Source organism: Streptomyces sp. NBC_00582, assembly GCF_036345155.1.
Lineage (GTDB): Bacteria > Actinomycetota > Actinomycetes > Streptomycetales > Streptomycetaceae > Streptomyces.
This window is the reverse complement of record NZ_CP107772.1, coordinates 711,556-732,894: the sequence shown is the minus strand read 5'-3', so window position 1 is coordinate 732,894 and position 21,339 is coordinate 711,556. Positions and strand designations below refer to the sequence as shown.

The window sequence follows — 21,339 nt, the reverse complement described above, 5'->3', positions numbered from 1 at the left end:
GGCTCGGGCGACGGGACCGTTCACGGCTTTTTGGCGAGGAAGTGGAGCACGATGGCGAGCAATGAAGAGAAGCTGCGGGACTACCTGAAAAGGGTGACGGCCGACCTCCGCCAGACCCGCAAGCGTCTTCATGACGTCGAGACGAGCCGCCAGGAGCCGGTGGCGATCGTCGGTCTCGGCTGCCGCTTTCCCGGTGGAGCGGACACGCCCGAGGAGTTCTGGCGGCTGCTCACCGAGGGCCGGGACGCCGTCGCCGACTTCCCCGCCGACCGCGGCTGGGACCTCGACGGCGTCCTCGACGCGGCGGGCGGTGTCGGCACCACGTACGCCCGCCAGGGAGCGTTCCTCTACGACGCACCGCTGTTCGACTCCACGTTCTTCGACATATCGCCCCGCGAGGCCACGACCATGGACCCCCAGCAGCGGCTGCTGCTGGAGACCTCCTGGGAGGCACTGGAACGCGCGGGCATCGACCCGGGCGCGCTGCGCGGCAGCCGCACCGGCGTGTTCACGGGCACCAACGGCCAGGACTACCTCGCGCTCATGCTCGACCGGCCCGAGGAGTCCGACGGGCACCTGACCACCGGCATCACCGCGTCGGTGTTGTCGGGTCGGGTGTCGTATGTGCTGGGGCTGGAGGGTCCTGCGGTGACGGTGGACACGGCGTGTTCGTCGTCGTTGGTGGCGTTGCATCTGGCGGTGCAGGCGTTGCGTTCGGGTGAGTGTGATCTGGCGTTGGCCGGTGGTGTGACGGTGATGTCGACGCCGGGGGCGTTTGTGGAGTTCTCGCGGCAGCGGGGGCTTGCGGTGGACGGTCGGTGCAAGGCGTTCGCGGAGGGTGCGGATGGTACGGGGTGGGGTGAGGGTGTGGGTGTGCTGGTGGTGGAGCGGTTGTCGGACGCGCGGCGCAACGGGCACCGGGTTTTGGCGGTGGTGCGGGGCAGTGCGGTCAATCAGGACGGCGCGTCGAATGGTCTGACGGCGCCGAATGGTCCGTCGCAGCAGAGGGTGATCCGGGCCGCGCTGGCGGGTGCGGGGCTCACGCCGGCGGACGTGGACGCGGTGGAGGCGCATGGCACGGGTACGGCTCTGGGTGATCCGATCGAGGCGCAGGCGCTGATCGCGACGTATGGGCAGGACCGTGAGCGGCCGTTGTGGCTGGGGTCGGTGAAGTCGAACATCGGGCACACGCAGGCCGCCGCGGGTGTGGCGGGTGTGATCAAGATGGTGTTGGCCATGAACCACGGCCTGCTCCCGCGGACCCTGCACGCCGACGAGCCCACCAGCCGCGTGGACTGGACGGCCGGTGCCGTCGGGCTGGTCCATCAGAACACCGACTGGCCCCGGTCGGCGGACCGTCCGCGCCGGGCGGGGGTGTCCGCGTTCGGTGTCTCCGGCACCAATGCCCACGTCGTGCTGGAACAGGCCCCGGACGAGGTCACCGTCGACCCCGGCGAGCCCGGTCCCGCGCCGCGGGCCCTGCGCCTGCCGTCCGGGGCGGTGCCCTGGCGGGTCAGCGGCCGTACCCCCGCCGCCCTGCGCGACCAGGCCCGGCGGCTCGCCGACTTCGTGCGGTCCCGCCCGGTGACGGACCCGGCACGCACCGCCGCCGCGCTGCTGACCACCCGGTCCGTGTTCGAGGAGCGCGCGGTGGCGCTCGGCACCGACCGCGACGAACTGCTGCGCGGCCTGGACGCCCTGGCCGCCGGTCACGCCCGGCCCGGCCTGGTCACGGGCTCGGCCTCGGGAAGCGGCCGGACCGCGTTCCTCTTCGCCGGGCAGGGCTCCCAGCGCCTCGGCATGGGACGGGAACTGCACGAGACGTACGAGGTGTTCGCGGACGCCTTCGACGAGGTGTGCGCCCAGGTCGACACCACACTCCAACGCCCCTTGCAGGACGTGGTGTTCGGCACGGACGCCGAGCTGCTGAACCGCACCGAGTACGCCCAGCCCGCGCTGTTCGCCCTGGAAGTCGCCCTGTTCCGGCTCGCCGAGTCCTTCGGCGTACGTCCCGACGTGCTTCTCGGGCACTCCGTCGGCGAGTTGGCGGCCGCACATGTGGCGGGGGTCTGGTCCCTCGCCGACGCCTGCCGGCTGGTGGTGGCCCGCGGCCGGCTGATGCAGGCGCTCCCCGAGGGCGGCGCCATGCTCTCCCTCCAGCTCTCCGAGGCCGAGGTGCTCCCCCTGCTGGAGGGACGCAGCGACCGGGTCGGCGTCGCCGCCGTCAACGCGCCCCGCGCCACGGTGATCGCCGGCGTCGCCGCCGACGTCGAGGAGATCGCGGAACAGGCCCGGGCGGACGGCCACCGCGCCACCGCCCTCCGGGTGAGTCACGCCTTCCACTCGCCCCTGATGGACCCGATGCTGCGCGACTTCCGGCGGGTCGCCGAGTCGCTGGAGTTCCACCCGCCGCGCCTGACCGTCGTCTCCGACCTCACGGGCCGCCCGGCCGACCCCGACGACCTGGCCGGCCCCGAGTACTGGGTGCGGCACGTCCGGCACGCCGTCCGCTTCTCCGACGGCGTCCGCGCCCTGGCCGACCTGGGCGTCACCCGCTGCCTGGAACTCGGCCCGGACGGCACCCTGTCCGCCCTCGCGGCGCAGAGCCTGCCGGCCCAGGACGAGGTGCTCGCCGTTCCGGCCCTGCACAAGGACCAGCCGGGACCCCGCGTCTTCGAGACCGCCCTCGCCGCGCTGCACACCCGCGGCGCCGACGTCGACTGGGCCGGCCTCCTCAGGGGCGAGGGCACGGGCCCGGACACGGACACCCCCGCCCCGCCGCCGGAAGCGCTGCCGACCTACGCCTTCCAGCGGCGCCGCGCCTGGCTGCCCGCCGCGGCCTCCGGCGCAGCCGGGATCCGTGCCGCGGGCCTCGGGGCCGCGCGGCACCCGCTGCTCGGTGCCACCGTCGAACTCGCCGACGCCGGTGGCGTGCTCCTCACCGGGCGGCTGTCCCTGCGCTCCCCCTCCTGGCTCGCCGACCTGGAGGAGGCGGGCGACGCGCGGCTGCCCGCGTCCGTAATCGTCGAACTGGCCGTACGGGCGGGCGACGAGGCCGGCTGTACCTCCCTGGAGGAACTGACCCTCCGTGAACCGCTGCCGCTGCCCCCGCAGGGCGCGGTACGGATGCAGATCCTGGTCGGAGCCGCCGACGACACGGGACGCCGTACGGTGACGGTGCACTCCCGCCCGGACGACGACGAGGGCGACCAGCCCTGGCGCTGCCACGCCGAGGGCATCCTCACCACCACCGCCCAGCCCGCCGCGAACGCGCCGGAGAGCGACGTCTGGCCGCCCGAGCAGGCCGAACCCGTCGACGTGGACGACCTGTACGACCTGCTGGCGCTGCGCGGCCACGTCCGCGGCCCGGCCTTCCGCGGGGTGCGCGCCCTGTGGCGCCGCGGCGATGAACTCTTCGCCGAACTGGCCGTCCCGGACGAGGCGCACGCGGGAGACTCCGCTGCCTTCGGCCTGCACCCCGTCCTGCTGGACGCCGCGCTGCAGACCGTCCTGTGGGCCGCGCCCGAGGCGGGCGAGGGCCGTGTCGCACTGCCGCGGGGCTGGCACGGCGTGACCGCGCACGCCACCGGAGCGGGCACCGCCAGGCTGCGGGTCACGGGCGCGGGCACCGACCGCGTCGCGCTCACCCTGGCGGACACCCACGGGCGGCCGCTGGCCACCGTCGACTCCGTCTCCCTGACCTTCTCCGACGTCTCCTCGTCGGCCGCCGACGGGCCGCCCGACGGGCTGTACGTGCTGGAGTGGGCGCCGGTGGCCGGTCAGGCCGCCGACCGGGGACTCACGGCGGGCGGGGACGGCGACTGGGCGGTGCTCGCCCCGGACGGCACGGCCCTCGCCGCCCACCTCGCCGAGCAGGGCGTCCCCGTCCGCGTCCACCACGACCTCACCGCGCTGCGGGCCGCCCTGGACGAGGGCACGGCGGCGCCCACGACCGTGCTGCTGCCGGTCGCCTCCGCCGACGACCCCGACGACGGTCCGGGTCTCGCCACGGCCGCGCGGGACGCGACCGCCGCCGTCCTGGCGACCCTCCAGGAGTGGCTGGGCGACGAGCGGCTCGACGGATCCCGGCTGGTGGTGCTCACCTGCCACGGCGTGGCGGCCGCGCCCGAGGACCGCGTACCCGACCTCGTCCACGCCCCCGTCTGGGGGCTGGTGCGGACGGCCCAGTCGGAGCACCCCGGCCGCTTCCTGCTCGTCGACCGTGACACGCCCGACTCCGCGCCCCTGCCCGCTCTCCAGGGCGAGGAGCCCCAACTCGCCGTCCGCGACGATGTGTTCCTGGCGCCCAGGGCCGTGCGCGCGCCGCGTCCGGCCGAAGGAACGCCGCCGGCGTTCGGAGCCGAGGGGACCGTGCTGATCACCGGCGGCACCGGCGGGCTGGGCGCCCTGACCGCCCGGCATCTGGTGGCCGGGCACGGCGTACGGCGGCTGCTGCTGGTCAGCCGGTCCGGGGCCGGGGCACCGGGCGCGGCCGGGCTGCGCGAAGAACTGACCGCGCTCGGCGCCGAGGTCACGGTCGAGGCGTGCGACGTCTCCGACCGCGCCGCGCTGGCGGCCCTCCTCGCCGCCGTCCCTGCCGAGCACCCGGTCACCGCGGTCGTGCACACCGCCGGTGTGCTCGACGACGGTCTGCTCACCTCGCTCACACCGGAGCGCCTGGCCACGGTCTTCCACGCAAAGGCCACCGCCGCCGCCCATCTGCACGAACTGACCCGGCGGCAGAGCCTCTCCGCGTTCGTGATGTTCTCGTCGGCGGCGGGCCTGCTCGGCAATCCCGGCCAGGCCGGCTACGCGGCCGCCAACACCTTCCTCGACGCCCTCGCCCAGCATCGTCGCGCGGCCGGGCTTCCGGCGACCTCACTGGCGTGGGGACCGTGGGAGCGGTTCGGCGGCATGACCGCCGCCCTGGACCCCGGCCACACCGCCCGAGCGGCCGCCCAGGGCGTCATCGCCCTCTCCGCCGAGCGGGGCCTGTCCCTGTTCGACGCCGGCACCGCCGCCGAGCGGGCGCTCCTGCTCGCGATGCGTCTCGACCGGCGCGCCCTGCGCTCGCGCGCCGAAACCGGTGAACTGCCGCCGCTGCTGCGCGGACTGCTGCGGGTCACCGTCCGGCGCGGCGCCGCGGGCGGGGACGGCGAGGGCGGTGGATTCGCCCGTCGGCTCGCCTCCCTGCCCCGCGCCCGGCGGCACCGCGCGGTGGCCGAACTCGTCACCGGCCAGGTCGCCGCGATCCTCGGGTACGACAGCGCCGACCTCGTCGGCTCCGACAAGCCGTTCAAGGAGCTGGGCTTCGACTCGCTCGCCGCCGTGAACCTGCGCAACCGGCTCGGGCAGGAGACCGGACTGCGTCTGCCCGCCACCCTCGTGTACGACCACCCCACCTCCGGCGCCCTGATCCGGCACCTGGCGACCGAACTGGGCCTGGGCGGGGAGCGGGCCGAGGACGAGGACACCCCCGCCCGCCTCGGCCCCGCCGGGCCCGACGACGACCCCGTGGTGATCGTCGGCATGGGCTGCCGTTTCCCCGGCGGCGCCGACTCGCCCGAGGCACTGTGGCGTCTGGTCGCCGCGGGAGCCGAGGGCCTGGGCCCGTTTCCCGCCGACCGGGGCTGGGACCTCGACGCGCTGTACGACCCGGACTCCGACCGCCCCGGCACCACCTATGTCCGGGAGGCCGGATTCCTCCACGACGCGGGCGAGTTCGACGCCGAGCTCTTCGGCATCTCCCCCCGGGAGGCGCTCACCATGGACCCGCAGCAGCGACTGCTGCTGGAGACCTCCTGGGAGGTGTTCGAACGGGCCGGGATCGCCCCCACCTCCCTCCAGGGCAGCCGCACCGGCGTGTTCGCGGGCGTGACCTATCACGACTACGCGTCCGGCATGCAGAACGGGACGGCCGGCAACGTGGCCGCGGGCAGGGTGTCGTACGCCTTCGGTCTGGAGGGCCCCTCGGTGGCGGTGGACACCGCCTGCTCGTCCTCGCTGGTCGCGCTGCACCTGGCGGCGCAGGCCCTGCGCGCCGGGGAGTGCGACCTGGCGCTCGCCGGCGGTGTGGCGGTCATGTCCCAGCCGGACCCCTACCTGGCCTTCAGCCGGGAGCGCACCCTGGCCGCCGACGGCCGGTGCAAGCCGTTCTCGGCCGACGCCGACGGCACCAACTGGGCCGAGGGCGTCGCCCTGCTCCTCCTCGAACGGCTCTCCGACGCCCGGCGGCGCGGCCACACCGTCCTCGCCCGGGTCGCCGGCAGCGGCATCAACCAGGACGGTGCCTCCAACGGACTGACCGCCCCGAGCGGACCGGCCCAACAGCGCCTGATCCGCCAGGTGCTGCGCTCCGCAGGACTCGCCGCCGCCGACGTGGACGCCGTCGAGGCCCACGGCACGGGCACCCCGCTCGGCGACCCGATCGAGGCACAGGCCCTCCTCGCCACCTACGGGCAGGAGCGCGAGCGGCCCTTGTGGCTGGGCTCGATGAAGGCCAACATCGGTCACACCCAGGCGGCCTCCGGAGCCGGCGGGATCATCAAAATGATCATGGCGATGCGGTACGGCGTCCTGCCCCGCACCCCGCACACCGGCCCGCCCTCCCCGCACGTCGACTGGTCGGCGGGCGCGGTGGAGCTGTTGAGTGAGGACGTGGCCTGGCCGCCGGGCGACCGACCGCGCCGGGCCGGTGTGTCCTCCTTCGGCATCAGCGGCACCAACGCCCACGTGATCATCGAAGAGCCGCCCCGGGACGGGGCCGTGGGCGGCACCGACACCCCTGTCGACACCCGGACCGCCGACGGCACCGAGGCCGGGGCTCCGATGCCGCCCGGCGGCATCCCGCTGGCGCTGTCCGCGCGCGGCGCCGAGGCGCTGCGCGGCCAGGCGGCCCGCCTGCACACGTTCCTGACGGACGAACCGGCGACCAGGCTGACGGACGTGGCCCTCTCGCTCGCCACGACCCGCTCCGCCCTGGAACACCGCGCGGTGCTCACCGTCCCGGACCACGCCACGGCGCTGCGCACCCTGAAGGCGCTGGCGGACGGGACCGAGCCCGACACCCCGGTCGTCAGCGGCACCGCCCCGACCGGCTCCGCCCTGCCCGCCCTCGTCCTCGCCTTCCCGGCCGCCGACGCCGGGTGGACGGCGAGCACCGCACCGCTGGCCGACTCCGCCCCCGTGTTCGCCGAGGCACTGGAAGCCTGCGGACGGGCCCTGTCCGGGCTGGTCGACTGGACCCCCGCCGACGTCCTGGCCGGTCGGGCCGAACCCGACTGGCGGGGCCGGCCGGAGATCGCCGGACCCCTCGGCTGGGCCGTGGCCGTCGCGATGACCGCCCTGCTGCGCTCGTACGGCATCGAGCCCGCGGCGACGACCGGCCGGGGAGACGGCGAGATCGCGGCGGCCTGCGCCGCCGGACTGCTCCCGCTCGAAGCCGGCGCCCGGCTCGCGGTCCACCACGCCCGGACGACGGACGAGCCCGCACCACCGGTCGGCTTCACGCCCGCCGCCACGCCGTTCTTCTCGTCCGCGACCGGTGGCTGGCTGGACGGGGAGGAGACCGGCGCCGCCCGGTGGGCCGACGGTCTGACGCGAGAGGGCGGCCGGCCCGAGCAGGCGCTGAGAGCGCTGCTGGACAGCGGTCACCGCACCCTGGTCGTCCTCGGCGGGCCGGACACCGAGGGCGATTCCCCCGACGGCGGCGCCGAGCCCGACGCGCGTGCGGACCTGCTGCCGCTCACCGGGCCGGACGGACTCGGCCTCGTGCCCCTCCTCGCGCAGCTGCACGTGCGGGGCGTCGAGGTCCGTTGGGACACCGTGCTGGCACCCACCGGGGCACGCCGGATCCCGCTGCCCACCTACGCCTTCCACCGCCGCCCCTACTGGATGGCCGCCGCCCCGCACTCCGGCGCCGACGCCACCACCGGCCCGGCGGACCGGCACCCGCTGCTGGACGCGGTCGTCGAACTGCCCGAGCCGGGCGGGCTCGTCCTGACCGGCACGCTCTCCGGCGCCGCCGCCGTCCCGGAGACCGTGCCCGGGACGGTGCTCGTCGAACTCGCCCTCCAGGCCGGCGAACGGGTCGGGTGCGACCGCGTCGTGGAACTGACCGCGGTGGATCCCCTGGTCCTGCCCGAACGGGACGAGGTCCGACTGCGGGTCACGGTCGGAGAGGCGGAGCCGTCGGGGGAGCGCCTCCTGCGGGTGTACTCCCGGCGCGCGGGCGCCCTGCCCGGCACGCCCTGGACGTGCCACGCCCGGGCGGTGCTGTGCCCCGCGGACGGCCCGGCCGCCTTCGACCTGGAGGTCTGGCCGCCCGCCGACGCCGAGCCCGCCGACCCGGCCGGCCTGCCGGTGCGGGCCGGCGAGGGGCTGCTGGGTCTGTGGCGCAGTGGTGACGACCTGTTCGCCGAGGTCGCCCTGACCGCCGAACAGCGGCCGGAGGGCGCCTCCTACTGCCTGCACCCGGCGCTGCTGGACACGGCCCTGCGCACCCTCACCCTCGGCGGGGAGGCCCCCGGCGCCGACACGCCGTACCTGCCCGACGCCTGGCACGGGATGACGCTCCACGCCGTGGGCGCCTCGTCGTTGCGCGTCCGGCTGACCCGTACCGGGACCGACACCGTCGCCGTGGAGGCCGCCGACGACACCGGGCGGCCCGTCGCGACGATCGACGGGATACGGCTCGGGACCGTCGACCCGGCACGGCTCACCCGCGCCCGCACCGCACACCACGGTCCGCTGTTCCGGCTCGCATGGCCCGAGATCGAGTGCGCGGCCCCGGCGGAGAAGCCCCGCTGGGCGCTCGTCGGACCCGATCCGCTCGGCGCCCGCGCCGCGCTGATGAAGGCGGGTGTCTACACCGAGGCGTACGACAGCCTCACCGCGCTCGCCAAGGCGCTGGACTCCGGCGCGGCCGTGCCCGAGGCGGTCCTGACCGGCTGCGTGCCCGCACCGGGGGACCTCACCGGTGCGACCGCGGTGCGCGACGTCGCCGCACTGGTGGGGGAGTGGCTGTCCGACGACCGGTTCGCCGACGCCCGGCTCGCCGTCCTGACCTCCGGCTCGCTCGCCGAGGACGGCACCCGGGCGCCGGACCCGGCGGTCGCCGCCGTCTGGGGCCTCGTCCGCTCCGCCCAGCCCGCCGACCCCGACCGGTTGGTGCTGGCCGATCTGGACGGCAAGCGCGCCTCCTGGCGGGCCCTGCCGTCGGCGCTGGCCCTCCCCGAACCCCAACTGGCCCTGGTCCAGGGCGCCGTGCGGGTTCCCAGGCTGACACCCGTCCCCGCCACCGCCGACGGGACGGGCCTGCCGGTCGACCCGGAGGGAACCGTCCTGGTCACCGGCGCCGACCGGGCGGCCGGCGCGGAGATCGCCCGGCACCTGGTGGAGCGTGGAGACACGCGCCGTCTGCTGCTCGCCGGCCGGGGGAAGACGGAGGAACTTGCCCGCCTCAAGGTAGAACTGACCGAGCGGGGCGCCGAGGTGACCGTCGCCGAGTGCGACCCGGCGTCCCAGGCGGCGCCGGCCGCGCTCCTCGCCGCGGTCCCCGCCGGGCACCCGCTGACCGCGGTCGTCCACGCGGCGCAGGTGCCGGAGCGCCGGGAGGCGGACGGCGCGGCGGACACGGACGGAGAACCGCTGGAGGCGGAGCTGAGGGCGGCACTGCGCCTCTGCGAGCTGACGGCGCCCGGCCGGTCCGGCCCCGCCGCGGTGCCCCTGGTCCTCCTCTCGTCCGCCGCCGGCACACTGGGGGCCGCGGGGCGGGGCGACGAGGCCGCCCTGGGCGCTTTCCTCGACGCGCTCGCCCGGCGCCGCCGTGCCGAGGGGCTGCCGGGGCTGTCGGTGGCCTGGGGACCCTGGGACGGCCAGGACCGGGCCGCGGGCGCGGCGCCGAAGGGAGTCGGCCTGCTGTCCGGGGCCGCGTGCCGGGACCTGTTCGACGCCGCGTGCGCAACGGACGCCCCCACCGCCGTCCTGCTCCGTCCGGACACCGGGACGCTCCTCGGCCGGGCGGGTGACGCGAGCCTGCCGGCCCCGCTGCGGGGCCTGGCCGGACCACCGGCGCGACGCCGGGCCGGCCGGCCGGGGGACGCGGGCGCCCTCAGCATGCTCCGGCGCCGTCTCGCCGGGCTGGCCGACGCGGAGCGCGACGCCGTCCTCATGGACCTCGTGCGCGCGGACGTGGCGGCGGTGCTCGACTACGCCTCGCCCGAAGCCGTCGAGGACACCCGTGCCTTCCGCGACATCGGCCTCAACTCGCTGACCGCCTTCGCCCTGCGCAACCGGCTGCGCGAGACCACGGGGCTCCGGCTGCCCGCCGCCCTGCTGTTCGAGGCCGACACGCCCGTACTGCTGGTGTCGCGCCTCAAGGAAGAACTGCTGACGACAACCAAGGAGAACAACCACTCATGAAGACGAACGGCGTCTACGTCGACACGGTCGGGGTGTACATCCCGGAGCAGCGGGTGACCGTCGAGGAGGCCGTCGCACAGGGTCTCTACGACGAGTTCTCCATCCAGTACGCCACCGGGCTGACCACCGCCTACATCGCCGGCGACCTGCCCGCGCTGGACATGGCCGTACTCGCCGCCCGGAACGCGTTCCGCCGGTCCGGCAGCGAGATCGACGACCTCGACTTCCATGTCCACTGCACCGCCGTCCAGCACGGCCCCGAGGGGTTCTACCCGCCCGGGTACGTGCTGCGCGAGCTGGGCGCGAGCGGAGTGGCGAGCACGGACGTGCGACAGCACTCCAACGGGCTACTGGCCGGGATCGAGGTCGCCGTCGGGCAACTGACGGGCGCTGCGGGCGCCGAGACCGCGCTGGTGACGGCCGCGGAGAACTTCACCAGCCCGCTGATCGACCGGTGGCGCGGCTTCGGCACCGGCTTCACCGCCAGTGACGGCGGCGCCGCCGTCCTGCTCAGTGGCGAGGGCGGGTTCGCGGCGCTGCGGGCGGTGAACTCCGGCACCATGCCGGAGCTGGAGCAGTGGCACCGCGGGGAGGAGTCGCTGCTGCCGTTCCGCGGGGAGGAGCGCAAGGCCTCCGGCACGCTGGACCTGCTGATGTACTTCAACCAGCACGTGATGCCGCTCGACAAGTGCATGGAGATGATCCGGGACTTCGAGCTGGATCTGGTGCACCGCTCGCTGGTGGACGCCGGGCTCAACGCGTCGGACCTGCGCTGGGTGGTCGCCGCGAACAGCGACTCCCTCATGGTCGAGCAGACGAAGATGCAGCCGCTGGGTCTGCCGATGTCGCGCTCCACCGCCCACTTCGGCAAGGAGTACGGGCACATGGGCGCCTGCGACATGGCGGTCTCCCTGAACCACCTGCTCGTCAACGGGCTGGTGGCGCCGGGCGACAACATCCTCATGACGACGTCGGCGGCCGGCTGGGTCTCCACCTCGGCCGTGCTGACCGTCCTGGAGATCCCGGACTGGGCCCGGGCCTGACACGGCAGGACCCGGCACCACGAGGACGTGGTGCCGGGTCCTGAGGGAAGGTCACGCGTCCCGGTTGCGCAGCACGAGGTACCCGCCGAGCACCGCCGCGGCCACCCACAGCAGCATGATGACCAGACCGCCGCCCGGCCCATAGGGCACGTCCGACCTCGGCACCACGCGCGCCATCGCCTCACCGGCCTGGTCGGGAAGGTAGTGCGCCACCTTCTTCGCGCCCGGCACCGAGGCGAGGATCTGGGTGACGAGGAAGAAGAACGGCATCAGGATGCCCATGGACAGCATGGAGCTGCGCAGCATGGTGGCCACGCCCATCGAGAACACGGCCATCAGCGTCATGTAGAGCCCCGCGCCCAGTGTCGCGCGGAGCACGTTGTGCGCGCCGATGGTGGTGCTGTGCGACCCGAGCACGGCCTGCCCGGCGAAGAACGTCACGAAGCTGGTGGCGACGCTGACGACGAGGGCGGCCCCCGCCGCCACCGTCACCTTGCTGGCGTAGAAGAGGCCGCGCCGAGGCACCGCCGCCAGCGAGTTGCGGATCGCTCCGGTGCTGTACTCGCCGCCGATGACCATCACCCCGAACGCGATCAACGCCAGCTGGCCGAGGAGGCCGCCGGTGAAGCTGGTCCCGGCGGGGTCGAAGGCGAGCTTGTCCTGCTGCGACAGATCGTCGTAGTTGGCGTTGGAGAGCGCGCTCACCAGCGTGCCGAAGGCCACGGTCACGGCGAACGCGGCGAACAGGGTCCACCCCGTGGAGCGGACGGTGGTGAGTTTGGCCCACTCGGAGCGCAGGGTCGCGGTGGGTGCGGACATGGGTCAGGACTCCGTTCCGGTGGACTGCGGCGTGCTCTCGCCGGCGCTCGACGCGCTGTCGGCGGCGGGCCCGCCCGTGCGGTACTCGGCCGCCTCACCGGTCAGGGCGATGAACGCTTCTTCCAGCGAGGCGTGCTGCGGGCTCAGTTCGTGCAGCAGGACCTGGTGCTCCAGGGCCAGCTCACCGAGCCGCTCCACCGGGGTCCCGGTCACCTCGAAGGCCCCAGCGGCGGTCTCGGTGGCCGGGATGCCGGCCGCCGCGAGGGCGTCCCGCAACTTCTCCGGCTCGGGGGTGCGGATCCGCACGGACGAACGGGAGTTGTGGTCGATGAACTCCTGCATACCGGTGTCGGCGAGCAGCCTGCCGCGGCCGATGACGACCAGGTGATCGGCGGTCAGCGCCATCTCGCTCATCAGATGGCTGGAGACGAACACCGTGCGGCCCTCCGCCGCGAGCCGTTTCATCAGGGTCCGGATCCAGTGGATGCCCTCGGGGTCGAGACCGTTGACCGGCTCGTCCAGCATCACGATCTCCGGATCACCGAGCAGCGCCGCGGCGATACCGAGCCGCTGCCCCATGCCCAGCGAGAAGCCCTTGGGCCGCTTCGTGGCGACCGCGCCGAGCCCGACCTCCTCGAGCACCTCGCCGACCCGTGACAGCGGTATGTCGTTGCTGAGGGCCAGACACCTGAGGTTCTGGTAGGCGCTGCGGCCGCCGTGCATCGCCTTCGCGTCGAGCAGGGCGCCGATGCGGCGCAGCGGCTGCCTGAGCCGGGCGTAGGGCTCGCCGTCGATGAGGACCCGCCCGCCCGTGGGGCGGTCCAGACCGAGCATCATCCGCATCGTGGTGGACTTGCCCGCTCCGTTGGGGCCGAGGAAACCGGTGACACAGCCCGGCCGGACGGTGAAGGTGAGGTCGTCGACCACCACCTTCTCGCCGTACCGCTTGGTCACTCCCGCAAGCTCGATCATGCGGTCCACGCTAGGCGGAGCCACCGCTTCCAGCCGGTGCCGGTGGGGATTTGTCCAGGGGTTCTCCCAGACTTCGGCGCGGTCATCGCGAGGGCAGCGCCGTCAGGTCCTGCGACTGGGCGGTGTAGTACGGCAGATACGCGTCGAGCAACGCGCCCAGATAGTCCTGATCCGCGACCGCGGCGCGGAAGTCCGGCACCAACTGCCGTAGGCGTCCGACGGACGCCCGCGTCACGGCTGTGGGGCCGGGGCGGTGCACACGGTGGGCCCTGACGCCCAGACGGTCCTCGATGGCCGTCACGATCGACTCCACCGGCTGCGGGACGCCCGAGGCCACGTTCACCACCTCGCCGGACACGCCGTCCGTCAGCAGCCTGTCGACCGCGTGCACGAGATCCCGTACGTCCAGCAGGTCACGGTGGGCGCCCTGATGGATCGTCACCCGGCCTTCCGTGACGTGCCGTACGAGGGTCGGCAGCAGTTGGTGCGGCCGCTGATGGTGGCCCACCGCGTGGCTCACCCGCAGGATCAGGTGGTCGACGCCCGAGTGGCGCACCACGCTCTCCAGCGCCAGCTTGTGCCGGCCGTACGTGGTCGGCGGCCGCAGGGGGCCCGTCTCGTCCACCGCTTGGTCCGTGAAGCCGTACAGGGAGAAGGAGGCGGTGGAGAAGAACAGCAGTCTGCGGCCGCCCGCCCGGCACTCGTCCAGTACGTCGTAGAGGAGTCCGGCCTCACGGTCGTACGCGGCGGGTTCCGTGGTGGACGTGCTGGAGACCCCGGAGGCGAGCGCGGTCACGTCGGGGAAACGGTCCCCGAAGGCCTCGCTCAGGCTACGGGCCAGGAAGCCGTCACCGATGATCCGCACGGCCGGCCCCCTCCCCGGCGGAGACCGCCCCGCTTCCCCGCACTTCCGCCAGCGGCAGGCCGGGCGAGATCCCCGCGACGCTGCGCAGGGCCGCGACCAGCGTCCGGGCCTGCACATTGACGTAGTGGCTGTACTTCAGCAGCTCACCGAGCTGACGCAGCGTCACCCAGCGGTAGTCGGCCGGGACCTCGGCGGGAACACTGTCGTCGACCTCGATGATCAGGTACCGGTTCTGCGCGTTCAGGAACCGGCCGCCCTCCTCGGACAGCACCGTGTCGAAGAGCACCTGCTCCGGACGGGCCTCCGTCACCAGGTCGAGGAAGCGGGGACGGGCCGCCGCCGGCAGATGGGCGTAGTTCTCGGGGGTGCACTGCACGGTGGCGCCGAGTTCGACGACATCCAGATACCCCGGCTCGACCCGGGCCTGCACCAGACAGTGCGCCACGCCGTCGATCCGGCGCACCAGCATCGCCACCACCCCGATGCCGTGCGGTTCGAGCAGCGGCTGCGACCAGGAGGCCACCTCACGCGAGTTGGACAGGACGTCCACCGGCACGATGCTGAAGAACAGGCCCCGCGCGTGGGAGATACGGTCCTCCGCGCGGAACCAGTCGCGTCCCTCGACCTCGCTCAGGGGCAACAGGGAGGCGCTGACCTCGCGTTCGCTCTGCTGGGTGGTGATCCAGCTGCGGATCGCCACGTCCGAGTGGACACCGGTGGCCGGCCCGGCGCCGTGGTGCCAGTCCGGCAGACAGGAGAGCACCGTGCGCGCGTCCATGTTGACCAGGTTCTCGTAGTGCAGCAATGCGTTGACCTGCCGTAGCGTCAGCCAGCAGAAGTCCTCGTCCGCCTCCACCTCCGGGCCGACCTCCACGATCATGTTGCGGTTGCGCTTGCAGAAGAACCACGAGCCCTGCTCGGACTGGAGAACATCGGCCAGCACCCGGCGGCCCCGTGCCTCCGGTTCCCGGAAGAAGTCCAGATAGGGCACCGACGCACCACCGTGCACCCTGGTGTAGTTGCTCCTGGTCGCCTGCACGGTCGGCGACAGCTGCACCCCGTTGACGTTGCCCGGCTCGGACTTGGCCTGCATCAGACAGTGGAGCACCCCGTTGGTCTCGCGGACCGCGAGACCGAGGATGCCTATCTCCGGCTGCCTGATGATCGGCTGGGTCCACTCCGGCACCGGACCGAAGTCGGTGCGCACCCGCATGCCGCGCACGGTGAAGAACCGTCCGCTGCGATGCGCCAGATCGCCGGTGTCCGGGACGAAGTCCCAGCCGGACATGTCGGCGAAGGTGCTGCGGCGCACCTGTTGGCTGTGGGTGCGGCGGCGCTGGTCGAACCAGTCGAAGAACTCGACGTCGGACATCACCTCGCCCCCGACGGCCGTCGCGGAGAGGGCGAGCCGAGCGGCGAGGACCGCGTCGGTGTCGGGCTCGGGACCGGTCGTGTTGAGCTGGGGCATCGCTGCCTCTCCATCGGATCGTCATCGGATCGAGGCGCCCCCGGCAGCTGCCCGGGGCCTGTGGAGCCGGGGCCGACGCGGCGGGCGTCAGGTGCCGGGGTGAACCCTCACCCCGGGTGCCGGACCGCGGCCCGGCCGGTCGGCTCGACGGGGCGCGGCCCGTCACCGGACCGGCGCGCGGCGGGCGCCAGCGCGGTCAGCACCAGCCCCTCGTCGACCAGCCATCGGCCGGTGAGCCCGGCGCCGCCCACCGGACCCGAGAACTCCGGGGGAACCGGCACCAGCAGCCCGACCTGGAACGTGCCGCACGCCGCGCCGGCGACGTCCCGCTCCCGGGTGAAGCGCAGCCGCGCCTCCTCGAACCCCAGCGGCCGGCGGGCGAGCGGGAACCACACCTTGTAGACGGATTCCTTGGCGCTGAACAGCAGCCGGTCCCAGGGCACTTCCGGCGCCGTTCGCCCGTGCCGGGCCAGGTCGTCGCGTTCCTCGGGCAACGACACCGCCTCCAGCACGCCGTCCGGCAGCCGGGCCGCCGTCTCGGCGTCGACGCCCAGCGCCGCCAGATCGGTGGCCCTGGCGACCGCCGCCACCCGGTAGCCCTCGCAGTGGGACATCGCGCCGACCACTCCGGCGGGCCAGCCGGGCTCTCCCTGCGGTCCGGGCAGCAGTGGTTGCGCCGGAAGTCCCAGCGCGGCCAGCGACAGACGGGCGCAGCGCCGCCCGGTGGCGAACTCGCGCCGGCGCTTGTCCACGGCCCGCGCCACCACCGCCTCCTCCTCCGCGAACAGCGGCGGTGCGGTCAACTCCCCCCGCACCTCCGTCACTTCGACGGTGTCCGGCAGCAGGCGGCGCATCAGCGACGTCATCGGGCACCTCGCCGGGGCAGGATCTCGCGCAGCAACGGATCGGGCATGCCGCGGGCCTGCCACTCGCGCGGGTAGCCCAGCGACACCTCGCGGTGCGGTACCCCGTCGTGCCAGGTGGTGCGGGGGATGTGCAGATGGCCGTAGACGACGGTGGCCGCCCGGTAGCGCCGGTGCCAGTCGTGGGTGGCGGTGGTGCCGCACCACAGCGCGAACTCCGGGTACCGCAGGATGCGGGTGGGCTCGCGGACCAGCGGGAAGTGGTTCACCAGCACGGTCGGCAGGTCGGGCGGACAGGCGTCCAGCCGCCCGCGGGTGTACGCCACCCGGGCCCGGCACCAGGCCGCGCGGTCCGGGTAGGGGTCGCTGTGCAGCAGGAACTCGTCGGTGGCGACCACCCCCGCCTTCTCCGCCCGGGCCAGCGCGTCCGCGGTGCCGGTGGCGCCCGGCGGCAGGAAGGAGTAGTCGTACAGCAGGAACAGCGGCGCGATCACCACCGGTCCGTCCGGGCCGGGCCACTGGACGTACGGGTCCTCCGGGGTCAGCACGCCCAGCGAGCGGCACAGTTCGACCAGGCCGCGATAGCGGGCCTCGCCGCGCAGGGGCACCGGATCGTCGGGGTGCGTCCACAGCTCGTGGTTGCCCGGTACCCACACCACGGTCGAGAACCGCTCCGCGAGCAGCCGCAGCACCCACTCGACGTCCGCCGTCAGCTCCCCGATGTCCCCGGCGACGATCAGCCAGTCGGAGGGATCGGACGGGCGCAGCCGCCGCACCACGGCGCGGTTCTGCTCGTAGGCGACGTGCAGGTCACTGACCGCGTAGAGCCTGCCGCCCGGGACACGGCTCACCGTGTGCGTACTTCGCCCGTCGGGGGCCGTGGATCGGTGCTGGTGGGCATGGGAGCTCCTTGCTGGCGGTCCGGCGCCTCGAATGCGCGTCCGGCGCTCAGCTTTATGCCACCGTCCCCTCCCGCCGCACAACGCGCAGCCGCCCCACGGCCTCAAGTACGGGGGAAACGACCAGACTTCGGGCCGCGCGGGCCGGTGCGGGCGACCGGTGCCCGATAGTGGCGACACACCCGTTGGAGCACACCAGTGATCCAGAGCGACGCAATCCACCTGACAGAGGACGGACGAACAGCGTGAGTGCCTTCCCCGCAGACGACGGCCTGTGGTGCCGACGGTTCGCCCCGGCTCCCGAGGCCGCCCACCGCCTGGTCTGCTTCCCCCACGCCGGCGGCTCGGCCAGCTACTACAGCCCCGTGGCCACCGCGCTCAGCCCGCGCGTCGATGTCGTCGCCGTGCAGTACCCGGGCCGTCAGGACCGGCGCCACGAGCCGCTGATCGACGACATCGGCACCCTGGCGGACCAGGTCCACCAGGTGCTGCGCGCCTGGGACGACCGCCCGCTGACCTTCTTCGGTCACAGCATGGGAGCCCTCGTCGCCTTCGAGGTCGCCCGGCGGTTCGAGCGGGAGGGAAGCGGCCCGGTACGGCTGTTCGCCTCGGGCCGGCGCGCTCCGTCCCGCCACCGCGACGAGAACGTCCACCGCCGCGACGACGACGGCATCATCGCCGAAGTCAAGTCCATGAGCGGCACCGACGACCGGCTGCTGGAGGACGAGGAACTGATCCGCATGATCCTTCCGGCGCTCCGGGGCGACTACCGGGCCGTGGAGACCTACCGGTGTGCTCCCGACGCGACGGTGGACTGCCCGGTCACCGCGCTCGTCGGCGACAGCGACCCCAAGACATCTCTCGACGAGGCCCAGGACTGGGAGAAGCACACCACCGCGGACTTCGAGCTGCGCGTCATGCCGGGCGGCCACTTCTACCTCAACAGCCGAGCCGCGGACGTGCTGAAGATCCTCGACGAGCACGTCACCTCACACACCGCGCTCCAGGACACCTGACCGTCGCCCGCTGCCGAGCGGCCGTCCTCGGCCCACGACCCGCCGCGCGCTCAGGCCGCTCCCTGGGGGCGGATCGTTTCGGCGGGCGGAACCGACGAGCCCGTCGGTTCCAACAGGCCCGCCTCCTCGAGGGCGCTCGCGAGTCCGGAACGGCCGGACGTGGACATCTTGCGGTAGCAGCTCGTCAGATGTTTCTCCACGGCCCGCCGGGAGACACCGAGGGTGTCCGCGATGGCCTGATTGGTCAGGCCCTCCACGGCCATCTGCGCCACCATCCGCTCCGCCGCCGTCAGCCGCCCCCGCGTCGGGACACCGGCCGCCGCCGGTCCCAGCAGCTCCTGCGCGCGATCAGCGATCCGCGAGGCGCCGCACTCCACGGCCAGCTCGTACGACGTACGCAGCGCCGCCTCCGCCTCCGCCTCGTGGCGGGGCGCCACCGCCTCCGCGAGCCGCAGCAGAACCGACGCCCTCGTGAGGAGGTCGGCGGAACCCTCCAGCACCCCGGCGGCCTCCCGCAGCAGCCTCGGTGCCGAGGCCGCGCCCGTCACGGCCGCCTGGAGCGCCAGCGCGCGGCCGAGACCCGAGGGGGCACCCCAGGCCCGCGCCTGTTCGAGGTGCCGCTCGCACATCTGCTCGGCTCGCCCGGCCTCACCCGCGCGGTGCAAGGCGCGTGCCGCCCAGTACGCCGACGGCGCGAGCACCGGATTGCGCCAGCCGGTGCGTTCCAGGGCGTACTCGGCGTCGAGGAAGTACTCCACGGCCATGGCCGGCTCGTGCCGCCGCTCCGCCTGCATGCCCCGCACCATGGTGAGCAGCCCGGTCAGCACGCAGTTCTCGTGCACCGCGCGGATCCGCTCGGGCAGCCCGTCGACCAGTTCCGCCTCGCGGGTGCGCAGCGCCACCATGGCCAGGGCGATGATCGAGAGCGCGCTCGCCTCCTCGGGGCCGATCAGCGACCAGGCCCGCACCGCCCGCTCCCGCGCCGCCGTCAGCCTGCCCTGGGCGAGCAGGACCAGCGCCTGCTCACTGAGCACCACCGACTGTTCCAGCAGGCCGCCCCGGCGCTCCGCGTCGGCCAGGGCCGTGTCCAGCCAGGGCATCAGTCCCGCGATGAAGTCGACGGTGACCGAGACCGGCACCACCAGCGGCAGCATGGTGTGCACATGGGCCGCGCGCGCCGGCTCGTGTTCCAGTACCCGGGCCGCGAGCGTCCTGATCTGCGCGGCGGGCAGCGCGGCGGACACCGTCAGGGTGTACAGCAGGGCCACCAGCAACTCCCGCTGCCCCGCGTCCGTCATCTCCGGCCGCGGGCCCAGTCCGGTCAGCCGGTCCGACGCCGAGGCGAGCACCGACGGATCGATGTCGCAGAGACGGTGCAGCCGGGCCTCCAGCCGCGGTTCCAGCGACTGCCCGCCGAGAGTCCGCGCCTCCGCGGCGGTCAGCTCCTGCGCCGTCTGCCGCATCGCGTCACCCAGCGACAGCAGCGTGGCACCGGTCGCCACCGGCGTCAGCGTCAGCAGCGCCTCGGCCCGGGCCCGGGCGCCGGCCAGCAGCGGGAACGCCTGGGTGATGTGCCGGACCGCCACCGACGGTGCGAAACTGCGCTCCACCGTCGCCAGTTCCACGAGCAACAGGGCACGCTCCTCGCTGTGCGGCGGTACGTCGCGCAGCGCCCGGCGCAGATAACGCGCCGCCGTCTCCGGGGCCCCGCGCAGCGTGGCCGCCTTGGCGGCGCCGCGCAGCGCCGCCAACGAGTCGTCGTCGAGCGGGGCGGTGGTGGCGAGGAGATGGCGGGCCACCCGCTCGGGCGCGCTGCCCCGGTAACGCAGCAGTGCGGCGGCCCTCAGATGCAGCCGGTTGCGTTCGCCCGGTGGCATGGAGTCCTCGATCACCTCGTGCACCGCCCGATGGGCCAGTCCGAGGGTGGTGCCCCGACGGACGAGCAGCGTGAGCCGGCGCAGCCGGCAGAGACTGCTCTCCTGGTCCACCCGGTCGAGACCGGCCAGTTCACCCACCACCTGCGGATCGGCCTCGTCCCCGAGGACCTGCAACGCGCGCGCCGCGGCCAGCACGGACGGCGGCTGTTCCCGAAGACACAGCAGCAGCCGCCTGCGCAGCGCCGGCGGCACCAGCGTGGCCACCTTGGGCGCCTCGGCGGCCACCGGGGCGATGCCGCGGGACTGACACTCCTGGAGGAGCGATACGAGGTGCAGCGGATTCCCGCGCGTGGCGTCGTGACACGCGACGGTGAACTCGGCGTCGGCCGGCACGCCCAGGCGCTCCAGGATCAGGGCGTCCACCGACGCCGTGCCGAGCGGGGCCGGGAACAGGGTGTGCTCGGCGGCGGCGACCGGGCGGACACCGGGCGGCTCCGCCGGGGGCTCTCCCTCGCAGACGGTCGCGGCGACCAGGATTCCCCGATGGGGCACCTGGTGCGCCAACTGGTCCAGCCAGTCCAGGGTGCCCTCGTCCGCCCAGTGAAGATCGTCGATGAGCAGGACCGGGGTGCGGTCCTGGCTCATGTTCTCCACCATGGACAGCAGAGCGCGGACCGTCGTCGCCGTGTGCTGCCGGGGCGACTCGGGGTCGCCCTGGAGGAAGGCGAGCGCGGGCCGGGCCGGCCCCGAGCACCATCGGCCGACGAACGCACCCGACTTGAGCACCGGTTCCAGCAGTTGGCGGGTGACACCCAAGGAGAAGGAACGCTCCGAGGGAGCGGCATAGGCACGCATCACCAGGGGGCGGCCAGGCGCCGCGGAGCCGGCCGCGGGACCGGTGGCCAGGCCCGCGGCGAGTTCACCGATCTCCGACAGGACGGCCGACTTTCCGATTCCGGGCGGCCCGCTGATCACGACCATGGATCCATTGCCGTGCGCGGCGAGCCGGAGAGCCTCGGCTGCCTCTTGCAGTTCGTTCTGCCGCTCGAGCAGCATGCCAGCGGCCTCCTTGCGCGGTGTGGTTGAGCCTGGGAG

Annotated in this window: 10 protein-coding genes; 3 read left to right on the top strand and 7 right to left on the bottom strand. The window is 74.0% G+C overall.

From position 1 onward, the window contains the following. Positions 1–51 precede the first annotated feature (51 nt). Together OG852_RS03310 and OG852_RS03305 are read left to right on the top strand one after the other, a co-directional pair. A complete protein-coding gene (locus tag OG852_RS03310; RefSeq protein WP_330347001.1) occupies positions 52–10,422 on the top strand; it encodes a type I polyketide synthase in 10,371 nt (3,456 codons plus the stop codon). After that, positions 10,419–11,465, top strand: coding sequence for a ketoacyl-ACP synthase III family protein (locus OG852_RS03305; RefSeq protein WP_133916953.1), 1,047 nt, complete (start codon positions 10,419–10,421; stop codon positions 11,463–11,465). Before OG852_RS03310 ends, OG852_RS03305 begins: the two co-directional genes overlap by 4 nt. A 51-nt stretch (positions 11,466–11,516) precedes the next feature. On the opposite strand, the gene OG852_RS03300 is transcribed toward OG852_RS03305, so the two are convergent. The 6 genes from OG852_RS03300 to OG852_RS03275 form a co-directional block, all read right to left on the bottom strand. Next, positions 11,517–12,284, bottom strand: a complete 768-nt coding sequence (locus OG852_RS03300; protein ID WP_133916952.1) for an ABC transporter permease — start codon at positions 12,282–12,284, stop codon at positions 11,517–11,519. Positions 12,285–12,287: 3 nt separating this feature from the next. After that, positions 12,288–13,256, bottom strand: a complete 969-nt coding sequence (locus OG852_RS03295) for an ABC transporter ATP-binding protein (protein ID WP_330347000.1) — start codon at positions 13,254–13,256, stop codon at positions 12,288–12,290. An 82-nt stretch (positions 13,257–13,338) separates the two neighbouring features. Then, positions 13,339–14,121 (bottom strand): NAD-dependent epimerase/dehydratase family protein, encoded by a 783-nt coding sequence (locus OG852_RS03290; RefSeq protein WP_330346999.1) that lies wholly within the window; start codon positions 14,119–14,121, stop codon positions 13,339–13,341. Continuing rightward, positions 14,105–15,589: an NDP-hexose 2,3-dehydratase family protein gene (locus OG852_RS03285; RefSeq protein WP_133916949.1), complete on the bottom strand. Its 1,485-nt coding sequence runs from the start codon at positions 15,587–15,589 to the stop codon at positions 14,105–14,107. The genes OG852_RS03290 and OG852_RS03285 overlap by 17 nt, the downstream gene beginning before the upstream one ends. Before the next feature lie 107 nt (positions 15,590–15,696). Further along, a complete protein-coding gene (locus OG852_RS03280; protein ID WP_443064640.1) occupies positions 15,697–16,446 on the bottom strand; it encodes a 4'-phosphopantetheinyl transferase family protein in 750 nt (249 codons plus the stop codon). 5 nt (positions 16,447–16,451) lie between these two features. Then, the gene (locus tag OG852_RS03275; RefSeq protein WP_133916947.1) at positions 16,452–17,303 is read right to left on the bottom strand and encodes a metallophosphoesterase family protein; all 852 of its coding nucleotides are present in this window, start codon (positions 17,301–17,303) and stop codon (positions 16,452–16,454) included. 293 nt (positions 17,304–17,596) lie between these two features. On the opposite strand from OG852_RS03275, the gene OG852_RS03270 reads away from it, so the two are divergent. Continuing rightward, positions 17,597–18,367: a thioesterase II family protein gene (locus OG852_RS03270; RefSeq protein WP_330346998.1), complete on the top strand. Its 771-nt coding sequence runs from the start codon at positions 17,597–17,599 to the stop codon at positions 18,365–18,367. Between the two features lie 50 nt (positions 18,368–18,417). On the opposite strand, the gene OG852_RS03265 is transcribed toward OG852_RS03270, so the two are convergent. Further along, positions 18,418–21,300, bottom strand: a complete 2,883-nt coding sequence (locus tag OG852_RS03265) for an AAA family ATPase (protein WP_133916945.1) — start codon at positions 21,298–21,300, stop codon at positions 18,418–18,420. Between the last annotated feature and the right edge of the window lie 39 nt (positions 21,301–21,339).